Source organism: Mixta mediterraneensis (assembly GCF_030283135.1).
GTDB classification, from domain to species: domain Bacteria; phylum Pseudomonadota; class Gammaproteobacteria; order Enterobacterales; family Enterobacteriaceae; genus Pantoea; species Pantoea mediterraneensis.
Genome location: NZ_JASUAZ010000016.1, coordinates 71715 through 88119, shown reverse-complemented (window position 1 = coordinate 88119; position 16405 = coordinate 71715). Strand labels below are relative to the sequence as shown.

Annotated in this window: 17 protein-coding genes; 6 read left to right on the top strand and 11 right to left on the bottom strand. The window is 52.1% G+C overall.

What is annotated here, in order from left to right; genetic code table 11:
- Nucleotides 1-449 precede the first annotated feature (449 nt).
- On the bottom strand, nucleotides 450-1319 hold the full coding sequence (locus tag QRY16_RS11930) for a helix-turn-helix domain-containing protein (protein ID WP_289776715.1): 870 nt from the start codon (nucleotides 1317-1319) through the stop codon (nucleotides 450-452).
- A gap of 177 nt (nucleotides 1320-1496) precedes the next feature.
- Here QRY16_RS11930 and QRY16_RS11925 point away from each other — a divergent pair, with 177 nt between their 5' ends.
- Entirely contained in the window at nucleotides 1497-2396 is a 900-nt protein-coding gene (locus QRY16_RS11925) for a DMT family transporter (RefSeq protein ID WP_289776714.1), read from the top strand.
- A gap of 36 nt (nucleotides 2397-2432) precedes the next feature.
- Here the strand turns inward: QRY16_RS11925 and QRY16_RS11920 are convergent, their stop codons facing one another.
- Both QRY16_RS11920 and QRY16_RS11915 read right to left on the bottom strand, forming a co-directional pair.
- A complete protein-coding gene (locus QRY16_RS11920) occupies nucleotides 2433-2672 on the bottom strand; it encodes a hypothetical protein (protein WP_193404740.1) in 240 nt (79 codons plus the stop codon).
- Between the two features lie 281 nt (nucleotides 2673-2953).
- Nucleotides 2954-3829 carry an SMP-30/gluconolactonase/LRE family protein gene (locus tag QRY16_RS11915; protein WP_289776713.1) on the bottom strand — a complete coding sequence of 292 codons (876 nt, stop codon included), beginning with the start codon at nucleotides 3827-3829 and terminating at the stop codon, nucleotides 2954-2956.
- Between the two features lie 264 nt (nucleotides 3830-4093).
- On the opposite strand from QRY16_RS11915, the gene QRY16_RS11910 reads away from it, so the two are divergent.
- Complete coding sequence (locus QRY16_RS11910) at nucleotides 4094-4237, top strand: hypothetical protein (RefSeq protein ID WP_289776712.1); 144 nt, start codon at nucleotides 4094-4096, stop codon at nucleotides 4235-4237.
- A gap of 64 nt (nucleotides 4238-4301) precedes the next feature.
- Here the strand turns inward: QRY16_RS11910 and QRY16_RS11905 are convergent, their stop codons facing one another.
- The 4 genes from QRY16_RS11905 to QRY16_RS11890 form a co-directional block, all read right to left on the bottom strand.
- Complete coding sequence (locus QRY16_RS11905) at nucleotides 4302-4583, bottom strand: hypothetical protein (RefSeq protein WP_289776711.1); 282 nt, start codon at nucleotides 4581-4583, stop codon at nucleotides 4302-4304.
- A 251-nt stretch (nucleotides 4584-4834) separates the two neighbouring features.
- Nucleotides 4835-5638, bottom strand: coding sequence for a hypothetical protein (locus QRY16_RS11900; protein ID WP_289776710.1), 804 nt, complete (start codon nucleotides 5636-5638; stop codon nucleotides 4835-4837).
- A 9-nt stretch (nucleotides 5639-5647) separates the two neighbouring features.
- Nucleotides 5648-6100: a universal stress protein gene (locus QRY16_RS11895; protein WP_289776709.1), complete on the bottom strand. Its 453-nt coding sequence runs from the start codon at nucleotides 6098-6100 to the stop codon at nucleotides 5648-5650.
- Between the two features lie 7 nt (nucleotides 6101-6107).
- Nucleotides 6108-6893 (bottom strand): IclR family transcriptional regulator, encoded by a 786-nt coding sequence (locus QRY16_RS11890; protein WP_289776708.1) that lies wholly within the window; start codon nucleotides 6891-6893, stop codon nucleotides 6108-6110.
- Between the two features lie 151 nt (nucleotides 6894-7044).
- Between QRY16_RS11890 and QRY16_RS11885 the strand changes: the two genes are divergently transcribed.
- The 3 genes from QRY16_RS11885 to ypdK all read left to right on the top strand — a co-directional run bounded on the left by QRY16_RS11885 (nucleotide 7045) and on the right by ypdK (nucleotide 9954).
- The gene (locus QRY16_RS11885) at nucleotides 7045-8646 is read left to right on the top strand and encodes an MFS transporter (RefSeq protein ID WP_289776707.1); all 1602 of its coding nucleotides are present in this window, start codon (nucleotides 7045-7047) and stop codon (nucleotides 8644-8646) included.
- Between the two features lie 6 nt (nucleotides 8647-8652).
- Nucleotides 8653-9681, top strand: a complete 1029-nt coding sequence (locus QRY16_RS11880) for an HlyD family secretion protein (protein ID WP_289776706.1) — start codon at nucleotides 8653-8655, stop codon at nucleotides 9679-9681.
- Nucleotides 9682-9882: 201 nt separating this feature from the next.
- Entirely contained in the window at nucleotides 9883-9954 is a 72-nt protein-coding gene (ypdK, locus tag QRY16_RS11875) for a membrane protein YpdK (RefSeq protein WP_193404996.1), read from the top strand.
- 39 nt (nucleotides 9955-9993) lie between these two features.
- On the opposite strand, the gene alaC is transcribed toward ypdK, so the two are convergent.
- From alaC to QRY16_RS11855, 4 genes are all read right to left on the bottom strand, one after another.
- The gene (alaC, locus tag QRY16_RS11870) at nucleotides 9994-11229 is read right to left on the bottom strand and encodes an alanine transaminase (RefSeq protein WP_289776705.1); all 1236 of its coding nucleotides are present in this window, start codon (nucleotides 11227-11229) and stop codon (nucleotides 9994-9996) included.
- A 118-nt stretch (nucleotides 11230-11347) separates the two neighbouring features.
- Nucleotides 11348-11872 carry a GNAT family N-acetyltransferase gene (locus QRY16_RS11865; RefSeq protein ID WP_289776704.1) on the bottom strand — a complete coding sequence of 175 codons (525 nt, stop codon included), beginning with the start codon at nucleotides 11870-11872 and terminating at the stop codon, nucleotides 11348-11350.
- 421 nt (nucleotides 11873-12293) lie between these two features.
- Entirely contained in the window at nucleotides 12294-13259 is a 966-nt protein-coding gene (gene glk, locus QRY16_RS11860; RefSeq protein WP_289776703.1) for a glucokinase, read from the bottom strand.
- Nucleotides 13260-13421: 162 nt separating this feature from the next.
- Nucleotides 13422-15074, bottom strand: a complete 1653-nt coding sequence (locus QRY16_RS11855) for an alpha-keto acid decarboxylase family protein (protein ID WP_289776702.1) — start codon at nucleotides 15072-15074, stop codon at nucleotides 13422-13424.
- A 215-nt stretch (nucleotides 15075-15289) separates the two neighbouring features.
- On the opposite strand from QRY16_RS11855, the gene mgrA reads away from it, so the two are divergent.
- Nucleotides 15290-16279, top strand: coding sequence for an L-glyceraldehyde 3-phosphate reductase (gene mgrA, locus QRY16_RS11850; protein ID WP_289776701.1), 990 nt, complete (start codon nucleotides 15290-15292; stop codon nucleotides 16277-16279).
- The last annotated feature ends 126 nt before the right edge of the window (nucleotides 16280-16405 follow it).

Genomic DNA, 16405 nt, shown 5'->3' with positions numbered 1-16405 from the left:
ACGCCAATGGCCACGTTACTTGATGGAAAACGGGTCTGGGCAGAAAAGAATCTGAACCAGATTTAATCTGACAGACACCTGTATAAATAACCGGTAACTGTCAGATCAGGTCTGAGCTAGTACATATAATGCGTGGGGTGTGATAACTTTTTTGATCATTTTTCAGACTAATAGCAGATTTGCCAGTCCCCTTCCCCGCCGTTATTTCATTCCTCTATTCATTATTGGAACTGCCGAAATAGGCCGATCTCTATGCCCTTAATGAGACGTTTTTATCAGCTGATGGTATCAATGATGGTATCGAAAAAATGAACATGAAAATAATCCTTAAAAAACATAACAATAAACATATTTTCGATTCCTGCAGGGATATTATTTAATCAGCATCTTTCCCACGCAAACCGTATATTTCTCCCCTTCTTTCCCGTTCCTGTTCATTTTAGCTGCCCTTAGCCTACCCCTTTGCGGTACACCGAAGGTGAAACGCCGTGAACCTGACGGAAGCGATTACTGAAATGGCTGGCGGAATAAAATCCGCAACGTAACGCAATTTCGGTCAGTGGAAGCTGCGATTGTACTAACAGCTGCTGTGCGCGTAGCATGCGACGGCGCATCACAAACTGATGTGGCGCTTCACCCATGGCGTAACGAAACATGCGGGCAAAATGAAATTCACTTAACGCGGCTTCTTGTGCCAGTACAGCCAGCGTTAACGGCTGATCAAGCTGTGCATCAATAAATTCGATTATTCGGCGTTGCACAGCGGGCGCTAATCCGCCGCGTACCTGCGGCAGTTGCCATTGCACTTCACTGTATTGCCGCAACAGGTGCGTCAGCAGCAAGGTTGAGGCGCTGCTCAGCATTAACTGATTAGCGGGCTGTTGCCAGTCGCAGCTCAATAAAAAATGGCGATACAGCTGGGTGATGCGATCATCATCCGCGAAAACTTGTTGATCAAGATTGAGCTGCGCCGGGCTGCGATCCCACGTCTGTTCGGCTAGCTGGCGCAGCTGAATTTCGGTGCAATAAAGGTGCACAAACGACAAATCTGCCCGCACATCCCAGGTTGATTCGGTTCCGGCTGGCATCAGACAGAAACGATCTGGCCCCCCACCATTGCGCCAGCCGTGGGAGGTTTTATGCCAGGTGTCATAACCGTCGGCGATATAAAGACTGAGCGTGTGGTGATCGCTGAGGTTGGTGACGCGTACACCGCGATTGAACCACGCAGCCAGCTGAATGCCGCTGTTTAAATGCACCGTATCGCGCAACTGAGCATTGGCGCGTTGCAGAATATCAAACGTTTGGTAGCGGCTCATGGTGGTATCCGTCCTCAAAAACAGACGGCTAGTGTACGAAGCCAGGCCGGCAGAAAACAGATCTCATCGGGACCACAGCGAAAAATACGCAAGAATTTGCAAGTTCAGCGCAGCGTGATGCAAGCCAGCGCGCAAAGGCTAACGCATACTGCGCGCATTCTGGTATGGAGAGTGTCTATGAATCTGTTTTTATACCTGTCCGTTGTCGTCATCTGGGGAACCACCTGGATTGCCATCTACGCGCAACAGGCAGCAGGCAGCAGTGCTGTCACCGTCGCGGTTTTTTGGCGTTTTCTGCTGGCGTCGCTGGTGATGTTGCTAATGTTGCGTCTGTTTCGCCGCCTGCGTCCCTTAACCCTACGCGATCACCTGTTTTGTTTGCTGCAAGGCTGCTGCGTTTTTGGCTTCAACTTTGTCTGTTTTTATTATGCCGCCGCGTGGATTAGCAGCGGTCTGGAATCGGTGATTTTCTCCATGGCGGTATTATATAACGCCATAAATAACTGGATTTTCTTTCGCCAGCGGCCTTCAGTCCGGCTGTTACCCGCCGCGCTTTTAGGCATAGGGGGAATTGTCGCACTGTTTTGGCATGATCTACGCGATACGCAAGCTTCTGCGGGATTGATGTGGGGCATTGGGCTGAGCGCACTCGGCACGTTAGGTTTCTCTCTGGGGAATATGATTAGCAATCGCCATCAGCGACTGAAGCGTGACGTATTAACTACCAACAGCTTCGGTATGTTGTATGGCGCATTGGTGATGGCAGTGTTATCGCTATTACAGGGAGAGTCGCTACAGCCAACATGGGATCTGCAATGGTTGGGCGCAGTCAGTTATCTGGCAATATTTGGCTCGGTTATCGGCTTCGCAGCCTATTTCACCTTGTTGGGACGGATTGGTTCGAGCCAGGCGGCTTACAGCACTTTGCTGTTTCCACTGGTGGCCTTAGCCTTATCGACACGCTATGAAGGATACGAGTGGCATTCAAGCGCTATCCTTGGCCTGGCCATGATTTTGCTGGGTAATTTGGTTATGTTTGCTCGCTGGCCAGCCATGTGGCGCCGCGCTATGGTCTGAGGGAGAGGCGGGCTCCGGCCCGCATCCTGGTGAGTATTACATCCACTGCTGCTGACTGATGTTAAGTGTATGCGGCTGATTGATTGCTTTTCGTGCAATCCAGTAAAGCAATACGCGTTCATCGTCACTATCCTGATCGGCCATCGACAGCAATTTTAATGCCAGTGTCGATTTTGTCACTGGTTGTTGCTCTACGCTCAGTTCAATCACCGCCTGACCGATTATGCAGCAAACTTCATTCTCACTGGTGACGGATTCATATGTACGGTCTTTCATATTTCCTCCTGTTGTGTGAACTCTTAGCCTGGCAAAAAATCTGCAAACCTGCTGTCATAAAGCGGTATTTGAAACTTTCTCTTACGGCTAATTACGCTTATTCATCACTCCTTCGCTTCGGTTCGCGTCTTACGCCAAACGATTCATACTGTCTGAGCAGCCTTTCATGCCTGCTTTTTTCCGTTCAGGCCGGGATTTCACGCGCAAAAACCCGGCCTGATCTGCATATAGCTGCCAGACCCGGCCACTGAGGTCCACACCCGAGAGCAACCGTTTCGCGTTTAACCACGAAAGAGCGGCTCAGCGATACCGGCGACATCCAGCTCAACCGAAAAGATATTGCCTGATTGCGGATAACGCGCCAGTTCTTCTGCTGTACGATTTTCTCGTGAGCTGGTGATATACAGCGTTTTGAGATCTTCCCCACCAAATGCCACCATTGTTGGCCATTTTACCGGCAGCTTAATTTCGTCCACGATTTCTGCGCTGTTGGGGTCGATGCGCACCACGCGGCCGCCATCAAACTGTGCCGACCAGTAAAAACCTTCACTGTCAACCGCTGCGCCGTCAGGCAATCCCCCGCGCGCATCAAAGCGGCGGAAAATCTCACGTTCACCAGGCTCCCCTGTTTCATTGAGCGGATAGCGATACAGCACTTCGTTCGGGGTATCGCTGTGGTACATCCAGCGGCGATCGGCAGAAAATGCCAGACCGTTAGAGATTTTTACGTTGCGCGCTTTTACCTCTACTTCCAGCGCTGGCGTTACGCGACACAGCAAGCCGCCATTTTTGTCCTGCGGTTCCCATAAGCTGCCACACCAAAAATTACCCCATGGATCGACACGACCATCATTAAAACGGCTTTGTGCCGCGATGCCTGGATTATCCGCTATTTTACGCTGCGGCTTGCCTTCATCGTCCAGCAGCCAAACGCCACTACGCAGTGCAGCAATTAAGCCGCCTTGTTCACGCAGCCCAATACATCCCACTTCTTCAGCCTGCGGAAAGGTCTGCACTGTGCCGCTACGTGGATCAAAGCGATGAATAGCAGGCGCGAGGATGTCAACACACCATAAAACGTGTTCCGCTACCGACCACAGCGGGCATTCCCCCAATTCGGCCTGTAGCGCCAAAGCCGTTTTAACATCGTGCATCATTGTTTTCTCTCCATTAACTAGTCTGATAATAATGTAGCGGCAATTCCGCTTTAAATGAGAATTATTTCTCTTTTTATTTTAGGAGCATTCTCGTCAGAAATAATTTTAATTCAGCGGATTCCGATTGGTTTATATTTAGCTACTTTAATAAGCCGCATGCTGAAATATTACGTAATATCTCTCTAAATAAAGCTACATTTGCTGCATTTTTACTTCACTTTTCCAGCGTAACGTCATAGTCATCGGAAAAGAGGAGAACTTTCCATGAAGAATTTAATTAAAGTCGCTTCGGTGTGTGTCCTTATTAGCCTGTTAAGTGGCTGCATTATTGGACCACGACATGGCGGGGGGTATCACGGAGGAGGAGGATATCACGGAGGTTATCACGGTGGGCATCATCACCGTTAACGGGCAAAGATTTCACACAGCATAAAATAAATATTGAGGGCGGGACAATGTATCCCGCCCTTTTTTAACTCTTCAATGCATAATTACACTGAAACCAGGCTTTCTTTAATCCCGGAACATGACTGTCCTGCGCCGGTAAAGATTCAACTTTATCGAAGCCTCGCTTATTACAATATTTCGCCAGATCGAGTTTCATCGCATCTTTATCTACTTTGGCTGGATCATAACGATATTGCACTGTATTGGAGCGGGTATCTTCATCAATCCGTTCAAAAGCCCCAGGTTTGCTGGCGGTACAACCGCTCAATAAAATTAGCGCTAATGCGCTGGCTAATACTTTTTTCATTTGAATTTCCTCTCGTTGCCGCGCAGTGTAAGCTGCTGTAGCTGACGCATCTATAAGATTAATGCGCGAACCGGCTTCATTTCACAAGTTTTTACCAATCAAATCGATAAGTTTAAGCGCCTACACCTATCACCGACGATATGTCAGGATATTTTCAGACGAAACGATGTCTGCACCACACCAGGTGATAATCAGAAGAAGAAAATCATCTTGACCTTTATGCCCGCGCTGAGCGGGCTTTTTTTTGGCCGCTAACCGGTAAGTGCAATCATTCTACGGAGTAAATTAGCCGCCTGCCTGGCAGGTAATGCGAGAATAGCGCTGTAGAGGTCAATTGACATGGCGCATCTTGACGAGCGATCCACCGCAGTATCTGCGGGCATATTTAACTGTTGCAGCTTATCGCCCCACTTCTTATAAAGCGTGGCGACAATATTTTGTAGATCACGCTGAGCCGCGGCTTTATCGATCTGCTGTTCATCGCCGGTGCTGCCGAGCAGCAATTTTTCCATGGCCTGCGCGTCTTGCTGATTCAATGCGGGTGAAAGCGTTTTTTCTAAATTAACGCCACCATTAACTTGCGGATACAGATAACGAAAGCAGAGCTGCGGATCAATATTATTTAGTGCCTGCATCTCCTGTACCGACACAGCGATATACTTTACTACTGCCGCGTCGGGTGCGCGCATTAAACGCCGGTTGATCACATTCGCCAGCCAACCGCGCAATTCGCCTAACGCTTGTTGCGGCGATTCACCCATCCGGGTTTTGTGCTGCAATTCCTGCACCAGCAATTGCCACAGAGCAGGTTCCTGCGTTTGCAAAACGCGATACCCCGGCGTTTGCGTCAGTAACTGCACCACTTGTTCACGTTGTTGCACGTGCTGCTGCCTGGGCTGTAACCAGCTGAACCACAGTAAATTCGCCAGAATTAGCGGGAGCAGGAAAACCAGCACTCCCTGCCAGGGGCGAAACCGGGTGGTTTTCACCAACACAATGATAATTAACGCCAGCAGTGCAAAAGCCACCAGCGTGATGATAAACAAAGAGGTCATGCGACGAAGTTAGTCCTTACGCACATCAATAAGCACCGGACAATGAGCGCGTTCAATCACCGATGCGCTCACCGAGCCTTTAAACAGACGATTAAAGGATGAAAGATGACGGCGGCCCATGATAATCATGCTGGCTTTAAGCTGTTCCGATTGTGCGATAATGGTATCCGCGGCTTCGCCGGCCAGGATCATCCCACGCGCATTAACGCCAGCGCGTAATAACGGAGCCAGTGCGCGGCGCACCACCATTTCGGCGGTATTCTGCTCATCTTGCGCGGCAAGAAAATCAGCCGGATCTTCACCTGCATCAATTTCAATCGGCTGGCTACACGATGAGTAAGCCGGATCAATGCAACACAGCACGACTACCTGTGCGTTATGCGCCAGCGCTTCAACGGTAGTAAGGTCAATGACCTTTTCAGCAACCGGTGAATTATCAATGGCCATCAATAAGGTTTTCATCAAATGTTTATCCTTCTACAGCGGCGATTTTGCCGATTTCGCGCACCAGCGCGTCTTTACATTTAAGTATTTCCTCACGATAGCGCGCTTCGTGCTTAAGAAATCGAGCGGTCGGTGCCAGTAAGGAAACAGAGAAACGGCCAAACAGCGTATCCAGCGCCACCGCCATGGTAGAAATACCTTCCAGCGTTTCGCCACGATCGTAGGAGATGCCGGTTTCCCGTACTTCTGCGATACGTTGCAGCAGTTGAGGCAGCGTTTTCACGGTCATCTCCGTGAGCTCGCGGTAGGCTTCGCCCACCATCACCCGCACATCATCATCGCTTTCCAGCGCCAGCAGCGCACGTCCACCGGAGGTGCTGTAAAGCGGCAGATTTAATCCTATCCGCGGCACTACGCGCAGTTCCCGCGAAGCCACTACGTAATGCACGATAGCCAATTGCGTACCGCTGGCGCGCGCCAGAGAAACGGTTTCATTAGTGTCAGCACACAGCTTTTCCAGCAGCGGTCTGGCCAAATCTACCACGTCGGTATGGACACTTGAGATGAGCTTGAGCAGCGCGGGGCCGAGCCTTAAACCGCCTGCACCGCTGCTGCGCACCAGCTCAGCACTGTCAAGCGCCGCCACAATACGCTGTACCGTTGAGCGGGGCAGAGCAACCGCCTGCGCAATTTCCCCAAGACTCATCCCGCCGGGATGATCACCCAAAGCATTTAAAATTTTTGCTGCGCGAGCAATGACCTGAATGCCACCGATTTTTTCATCCTCGCGGCTGGATGGAAGTTGAGCCATAGCATCGTCCTGTTTGTGCTGCCCTACTGTAGCGCGAATAAAGCTTTTTTTACAGTGTGTACCACATTGCAATACAGCATATCGAAATGTAAGATAAGGCTCTGTATCACATCGCAATACACTGCATCACAGAAATAAGAGATTCCCCGCTATGAACGCTAAGCCTGCCGCCGCGCCGGTGCCGCATCCTTTTACTTGGCGACTGGCGCTGGGTTTAATCGGCGTATTGATTGCCGCCCTGACATCGGGATTAAACGATCGCGTGACGGACATCGCGCTGGCTGACATTCGCGCCGCTATTGGTATCAGTTACGATCAGGGTAGCTGGATCATTTCTGCCTATCAGGCGGCTGAAGTGGCGGCAATGATGATCGCGCCCTGGTTTGCCGTGACTTTCTCGCTGCGCCGCTTCACGCTGGCGGTTTCGGCTGGCTTCATGCTTACCGGCATCCTGTTACCCATGATGCCAACGCCTGCGATGTTTATCGGTTTACGTGTGTTACAAGGTATATTCGGGGGTGCGCTGCCGCCGATGCTGATGACCGTTGCGCTGCGTTTCCTGCCGCCACCGCTCAAACTGTATGGCTTGAGTGGTTATGCTTTAACCGCCACTTTTGGCCCCAATATGGCCGCCTCGCTGGCGGCATTCTGGACCGATGACGTCAGCTGGATGTTTGTATTCTGGCAAGTCGTGCCGCTGATGTTGATTGCCATGGCGCTGATTAGCTGGGGTTTGCCGCAAGATCCCTTGCGCACTGAACGTTTCAGACAGATCGACCTGTTCGGTATGTTAACCGGTTGTAGCGCCATTTCGCTGCTGATTCTGGCGCTGACGCAAGGCGAGCGCCTCGACTGGCTAGCTTCGCCATTGATTGTCGGTCTGTTACTGGCCGCGCTGCCGCTGTTTGTCGTGTTTCTGATTAACGAATGGTTTCATCCGCTGCCGCTGTTTAAGCTGCAGATGCTGCAGCGGCACAATCTGACACACGGATTACTGGCGCTAGCAGGCGTGTTAATTGTGTCCCTCTCCGGTTCTGCCCTGCCCTCAGCCTACTTTGCCCAGGTTGAAGGCTTTCGCACCCTGCAATTCGCCCCACTGGCATTGACTGTCGGTCTGCCGCAACTGCTTATCGCTCCGCTGGTGGCGGCTTTACTGAATATTCGCTGGATTGACTGTCGCTGGATGCTGGCGATAGGGCTGGGATTTTTAATCACTTCTTGCCTGGCCGGTATGCAAATTACCACCGACTGGGGACGGCAAAATTTTTGGTTGATTCAGATCCTGCAAGCTTTTGGTCAGCCGATGGTAATCCTGCCGATATTGATGAGCTCCACCAGCGTAGTGGCGCCGCCTGAAGGCCCCTTCGCCTCGGCGATGTTTAACACCGTGCGCGGCTTCTCCAGCATTGCTGCCTCAACATTAGTGAGCTGGTTTGTCAGTCATCGCGAGCAGTTTCATTCCAGTATTTTGATCAATAACGCTGCCAGTCACGCATGGCTGATGACGGCCCCAGACAGTAGCCAGGCAAACAGTAGCCATCCGCTACTGCCGGATGGCAGCATCAGCTCCGCCGAAAACCTCAGCGGTTTTTCCACCTTAGTGAAGCACCAGGCACTGGTATTAAGCCTGAGTGATACCTGGCTGCTGCTGATTGGCTTTGCGGTTTTTCTGCTTTTAGCCACTGCCATTGTGCCGAAACGCGTCTGGCCACCACAAACCCTGATTCAACCCGTAACACCGACGTCGAGATAACTGAATATGCGTGCTTTAGTAATGAGAAAAACCGTGGTGTTGAGCCTGCTGCTGCTGGTTTTACTGGTCATGGCATTTTTTGTCTGGTCCGCCATGACTGACAACGATCATCGCACTACCGATGCTTACGTTAATGCCGATTACACGCTCGTTGCACCGAAAGTGTCGGGCTATATTGCCAGCGTTAACGTACAGGATAACCAGCGGGTCAAAACCGGTGATGTGCTGGCCACGCTGGACGATCGTGATTATCGCGTCGCACTGGAAAGCGCCGAAGCCGATTTGCAGGTTAGCCAGGCTAAATTGTTAAGTAGCCAGGCACAGCTTGAACAGCAGCAGTCAGTGATTGAGCAGCAAAAAGCCAGTCTCGCGGCTAGCCAGGCCTCAGCGCAATATGCCACTCAGAGTGCCGATCGCTATAATCGCCTGTATAAAAGCGGCACAGTGGCCGCCGACGATCAACAAAAAGCCAGCTCGACTCAGCGTTCTGCCCAGGCCGCAGTGCGTCAAAGCCAGGCTGCGTTAACGTCGGCGCTGAAAGAGGTTGGTGTGTTGCAGGCAGCGATACGTTCAGCAGAAGCAGACGAGGCTGCCGCTAAAGCCAGCGTTGACCAGGCCCGGCTGAATTTGTCCTATACGCGCATCCTCGCGCCGGTAGATGGCATGGTAGGACAACGTTCGGTGCGATCCGGCGCTTACGTGTCTGCCGGGACCCGCTTATTAGCCGTGGTGCCACTGCAACAAACCTATATCACCGCCAATTATCTTGAGACCCAGCTGGCGGATGTACGCCCCGGCCAGCGCGTTAGCGTGACGGTGGATGCGTTGCCAGGCAAAACCTTTTCAGGCCGCGTTGACAGCATCGCTCCAGCGACTGGCGCAACTTTCTCGGCCATCTCACCCGATAACGCGACCGGTAACTACACCAAAGTTGTTCAACGTCTGCCGGTAAAAATCGTACTGGATCGCGATCAGAAAGATCTGGCCCAGTTACGTGTCGGCATGTCGGCGATCCCGGAAATCCAGGTCCCTTAAATTTTGCGAGGAATATCTCAGTTGCGCCCTATTTCAATTCAGATCGATTCCGCGTAAATTAGCGCCCGATCCTGTTCTGAGTTCCTCAGATCGACCCGGAAAGAAGCACAACGTGGTAGTCAGCGGAAATGTTCTTCTCATCTGTTCGCGTTGTGCGAGTCCGGGATCGCCGTCATCGTAACTGCTCAGAGGAGTTGTATTGTGAAATATGCCCTGATGGGGATTTCTTTTTTCGCGTTGCTGTGGCTCGGCACCTTTTTGCTGATGCTGTAATGCTGCCGGGGGCGACAATGCTGTCGCCCCAACTGGCTTTTAACTCTCTTCTTCCAGATTTTTCACATTGCCCGGCAGCATACCCTCGGCACGAAACATCGCTTTAATTCCGCGCACCGCCTGACGAATACGGTCACTGTTTTCAATCAATGCAAACCGCACATGCGTATCACCATACTCACCAAAACCAATGCCCGGCGAGACGCAGACCTTCGCTTCCTGCAGCAGAAGTTTGGCAAATTCCAGTGAACCAAGATGCGCATAACGATCAGGAATTTTGGCCCAGACGTACATTGAAGCTTTGGGGTTATCTACCATCCAGCCCGCTTCATGCAGCCCTTTAACTAATACATCCCGCCGACGTTTGTACTGTTCAGCGATGTCGCGGACGCATTGTTGATCGCCTTCAAGCGCGGCAATGGCAGCAACCTGTAGCGGCGTAAAGGTGCCGTAATCGTGGTAACTTTTGATACGCGCCAGCGCCGACACCAACTCTTTATTGCCAACCATAAAACCGATACGCCAGCCCGCCATATTGTAGCCTTTTGACAGCGTGAAAAATTCGACCGCCACATCACGCGCACCCGGAACCTGCATAATTGACGGAGCTTTCCAGCCATCATAAACAATGTCAGCGTAAGCGAGATCGTGGATCACCAGCACGTTGTACTGTTTCGCCAGCGCAATAACGCGTTCAAAAAAATCCAGCTCCACGCATTGCGCTGTCGGGTTCGACGGAAAGCCAAGGATCATCATTTTCGGCTTGGGATAGCTTTCGCGGATGGCGCGCTCCAGTTCGTTAAAAAAATTAACCCCCGCGACCAGCGGGACAGAACGCACCTGCGCGCCCGCAATGACCGCACCGTAAATATGAATTGGATAGCTGGGATTGGGCACCAGCACGGTGTCACCGTGATCAAGCGTTGCCAGCATCAGGTGCGCGAGGCCCTCTTTCGAACCGATGGTGACAATAGCTTCGGATTCGGGATCGATATCCACCTCATAGCGATCAGCATACCAGCGCGAAATCGCCCGGCGCAGGCGGGGAATTCCCCTGGAGGTTGAGTAGCCATGCGTGTCGTCACGCTGTGCCACCTGACACAGTTTTTCAACGATATGCGGCGGGGTTGCGCCGTCAGGATTTCCCATCGAAAAATCGATAATATCTTCGCCGCGCCGACGCGCAGCTAACTTTAGTTCGGCGGTGATGTTAAAAACGTAGGGAGGTAAACGTTCAATACGTGAGAAACGACGGGGTGTGCTGTTATCAGCCATAGGATCCTCTGGAGTACGTAAGCGCCCGGACCGTCCGAGCGACGCTGGTCACTGCCGTGACCGAACCAAGAACATAACGTGACGAGAGCAAGCTTGTCGAGAGCGGCAGAAAATTATTTTATTCTTTCGGGTTCAGCCGACCCAGCGCCCAGTCGTTTACCCAGCGACCGTTCAGTAGATAATTATCCCGTAGCGTGCCTTCCAGCTGAAAACCGTTCTTTTCAAGGATGCGGCGTGAAGGCCAGTTGCCCTCAATCACCATCGCCTTAAGCTTATGAAAATCTGCCTGGAACAAAAACTCACACAGCGCCGCCAGCGCTTCATTGCCAAATCCCTGGCCGCAATGCCGACTGAGTAACATATAACCCACCTCTGCCTGACGATACGGTTCCCATTCCGGGCTGCAGCCAAACAGCCCGATGGCTTCACCGTTATCGCGCCGTCGCGCCACCAGGCATAACATATGAAAACTGCTGGCCTGCCACGGCGCAAGGCGTTCATGAAAACGCTGGCGTAGATCCGCTTCGTCTGGAATTTCACTTACCCAGGTCATGGTGAGGTTGTCATGATGCACGGCACGAAACAGTTGCCAGTCTTCAGACTTTAATTTGCTCAAAATTAAACGTGATGTGGTTAAGTGCATTCCTCTGCTCCCGGTCGCGGCAGACCCGTTATAACTGGCCCGCTTTCTTCCGGCAACATAGCAAACCGGCAGCTGGTCAACCAGCGGCGCGCTCGCGAAAAACAGATCCCCTTTTCTGAGGTCAACATTTCCGCTTTTTGCTTTTTTAGGGAAAACGGTGCTGAAACAGAAGCTGCCTGTTCGTCAGCATGAGGCATTAACGAATCTTTTTCGCATAGCCGCCGCTTTCCCCGGCCAGACGGCAGCCAGGCATTGCTGTTTGACAGGGCTGGTGTGTTTGATCGTACCGCTTCCCGCGCCATAAGCGGCGCGGGGCGAGCGGTCTGAGGTGAAAGTGGTTGTCACTTTACGCGCGGTTGGGGTGATCTGCGGGCACGTAGCCAGTCACCATAAACGGTTCGCAGATCCTTTCAGCGAGTATTTATAGTTCGCAGCCAAGCGTCTGACGCAAATGCGCGCCTGCGCCTAATAAGCCCGGTTGATCATGAGTAATCATATATACCGGAATATCTGCCACGTAATCACGGAAACGGCCTTTATCTTCAAAGGCGGCGCGGAAACCGGAGGCTTTAAAGAATTCCAGGAAACGCGGCACAATGCCACCGGCAATATAAACGCCACCAAACGTACCCAGGTTCAACGCCAGGTTGCCACCGAAACGTCCCATAATCACGCAGAACAGCGATAAGGCGCGACGGCAATCAATGCAGCTGTCTGCCAGCGCGCGTTCACTGACATCTTTTGGTTTCAGGTTTTCTGGTACACGGTGGTCGGCCTTCACGATAGCGCGATACAAATTCACCAGCCCCGTCCCCGACAGCACGCGCTCGGCCGAAACGTGGCCCAACTCTTCGCGCAGGATTTCCAGAATCTGATCTTCTTCTTCGCTGTTAGCAGCAAAATCGACATGACCGCCTTCGCCCGGCAGGCTAACCCAGCGTTTGTCCACGCGCACTAAATGGCTGACACCTAAACCCGTGCCCGCGCCATAAATGGCTATTGGTTTGTCTTGCACCGGCTCTTTGCCGCCAAACTGAATCATATTCTCAGCGGTTAACATCGGAATCGCCATGGATACCGCAGTAAAGTCGTTAATGATCTCAAGGTTTTCAAAACCGATGTTCTCTTTCAGCTTACGTGTAGAGAATGCCCAGTCATGGTTGGTCATTTCAACCCAGTCGTCGGTAATGGGGCAGGCAATGGCAATACAGCCATCTTTAATGTTCTGCTTTTGTTCATCAAGATAATGGCGGATGACGGCTTCGAGGCTGTCGTATTCTGATGTTGAGAATGTTTTGGCCTGGGAGATGCTACCGCTTTCCACCTCACACAGGGCGAGACGGGCATTTGTGCCGCCGACATCGCCGACCAAGGCATAAGTTGTCATTCTTCTGTTGCTCCGCTTGGTGTCTTAAAGAGTTGAAGGACACTATAAAATCCTGTCCGTAAAACAACAACGCTCACCGGTGCGAAAGGTGAGCGTCTGACTCAAAGTGATGTACAGCCTACCCGCCATAACCCATAGTGCCCAGCGGCAACTTTCCGAATCTTATCCGCCGTTGCGCTGCTTAAGGCACGCCGTGACTTTACGCAGCAGAGGTGGCAGGTCATCTTTTTTCATTACGACTTCCACCAACGACAGCCACTGCGGTTCGGCAAGCCGCGCCATCACCTCCTGAAGCTGCACGGTTTCGCTGATACGCCAGCTTTGCGCCTGGCCGTGCAGGCTAAGGGCTTGCGGTAGTGCCGTCCAGTTCCACTGAGCAATATCATTGTAACGTTGTGTTGCGCCGTGGATCGCCCGCTCGACGGTATAACCTTCATTATTCAGCAGAAAAATGATCGGGCGCTGATTATCTCGCAGCATCGATCCTAATTCCTGAATGGTTAACTGTGCAGAGCCATCACCAATAATCAGGATAACGCGCTGTTCAGGTCTGGCGGTCTGGGCACCAAATGCTGCCGGTAAAGTATAGCCGATGGAGCCCCACAGCGGCTGAACCAGCAACTGAGCCTGCGATGGCAGACGTAGCGCTGCCGCCCCAAAGGCAGCGGTTCCCTGATCGGCAAGGATAATGTCACCCGGCTGGAGAAATTGCTGTATCTCGCGCCAGAAAGCATTTTGGCTAATGCAGCCCGCAGCTTCAGTCGGCTGGTCAGGCAAGTCAGCTGGCGCCAGTTGCCAGCGTGAAGCATAACGTTGAAAAAGTGTGTGCAATGCCTTCAGTGCATCAGCCATGCTTAACGGCGCAAATGTCTCTCCTGCTACGCTGGCGCTGTCAGGCTGCAAGTCGATGCACTGTTCCGGTCTGAATTGCTGAGTAAAACCCGCCGTAATGGTATCGGTAAAGCGCACGCCAACGCAGAGCGTCACGTCCGCTTGTTCAATTAGCTGCTGCACTTTTCCTTCGCTGGCTTCAGCGGCGTAAGTGCCGACATAACCTGGCTGCTGCTCATCCAGCACGCCTTTCCCCATTAATAAGCTGGCACAGGGAATGGCTCGCTCCGTGCGTAACTCGGCCAGCGCTGACTGTTGATGGCAGCGTAAAGCGAGAAAATCCGCTAAGAGAGAAACCCGTTTTGCCGGGAACAGGCGCTTTTCTGCCGCCCGGCGAAAAGCCTCATACACATGACGGGAAGATGGCTGGCTGAACGTTAACGACTGGGTGGGTGGATCGACTTCTGTTTGTGCAACATCGACCGGCAACATCAGATACCCCGGTCGCGACGCCCGCAGCGCGCTGGCGATTACCCGATCAATTTCCGCCGTCGCGTTTTCCGCATTGAGTTGCGCCGTTGCGACACAAACCTCCTGTGCCATGCGCATAAAATGACCGAAGTCACCGTCGCCTGTAGAGTGATGAACGCAATCGCCCTGCTGCTGTGCGTGGCTGGCCGGAGCGCCGACAATATGGATCACCGGAAGGTACTCGGCATAACTGCCGGCAATGCCATTGATGGCGCTGAGTTCACCAACGCCAAAGGTCGTCAGCAGCGCAGCAATACCATTACAGCGCGCGTAGCCATCAGCGGCATAGGCCGCGTTGAGCTCATTGGCACAGCCAGTCCAGCCAATATCAGGATGGTTAATGACGCGATCGAGAAATTGCAGATTGTAGTCGCCAGGCACGCCAAAAAGATGTTTCGTCCCTATTTCCTGTAATCGCGCCAGTAAATAATCGCCAACGGTAAAAGTGGTCATGAGCCGTTCCTTTATTGGGATTGTCCTTTTTGAGTATCTGACATGGCTCTGATTAGGTGAAAAAAGGCGGCGCTTCGCCGGTGATTCATTGGCAAGTTAACGTTACGCTGGCAGAATATTCCGCAAATATGCGATCGACTACGCGCTCTGGCTAATTGTAACCGTATACACTGCTATGCTTTCGGCTCTTTATCTTATTTGAGGCAGAACGCTGTATGACCTCTTTTCCGCATCCCGATCGTTACCAGCAGATGGAATATCGCCGCAGCGGCCGCAGCGGTCTTAAATTACCGGTGATTTCGCTGGGTTTATGGCACAACTTTGGCGACAGTACCCGCGTCGATAATAGTCGTGCGCTGTTACGCTACGCTTTTGATTGCGGGATTACCCACTTCGATTTAGCCAATAACTACGGACCACCACCGGGCTCAGCAGAAGAGAATTTTGGCCGTATTCTGCGTGAAGATTTCCGTCCTCATCGTGATGAGTTAATTATTTCTACCAAAGCCGGTTACACCATGTGGGACGGTCCCTACGGCGATTGGGGTTCACGTAAATATCTGGTTGCCAGTCTCGATCAAAGCCTGAAGCGTATGGGGCTGGAATATGTCGATATTTTTTATCATCACCGTCCCGATCCAGAAACGCCGCTAGAAGAGACGATGCGCGCGCTGGATCATGTGGTACGTCAGGGCAAGGCGCTATACGCCGCCATTTCCAATTATCCGGCGGATCGTGCAGCCGAAGCGATCACAATGCTGCGCGAACTCGGCACGCCTTGTCTGATCCACCAGCCGCGTTATTCGATGTTTGAACGCACCCCTGAGCAAGGTTTACTGCATACGCTGGACGATCGCGGCGTAGGTTGTATCGCCTTTTCACCATTAGCGGGTGGCGTCTTAACCGATCGCTATCTGCAAGGCATACCGGAAGACTCACGTGTCGCCAGCGGTAGTAAATTTTTGCTGCAAAATCAGCTGACTAATGAAAAAATGGAAAAAGTGCGCAGGCTAAACGTCATCGCGCAACAGCGCGATCAAAAACTCGCGCAAATGGCGCTGGCGTGGGTGCTGCGTGACAGGCGCGTCACCTCGGTGTTAATTGGCGCCAGTAAAACGACGCAAATTGATGATGCGGTGAATATGTTAGCGCAACGTCAATTTAGCGAAGACGAGTTAGCGGCAATTGAATCTGTTTTAGGGTAAACACTCGCCTGCCCGGCCTTCGCTGGGCAGATTTCCTGCCAGAAAATTCCCAATTAAGATTATCCTCACTATTTTCAGACAGAAACTCAACGATACGCTGACAGTAACTGGCAGAATAGCGCCACA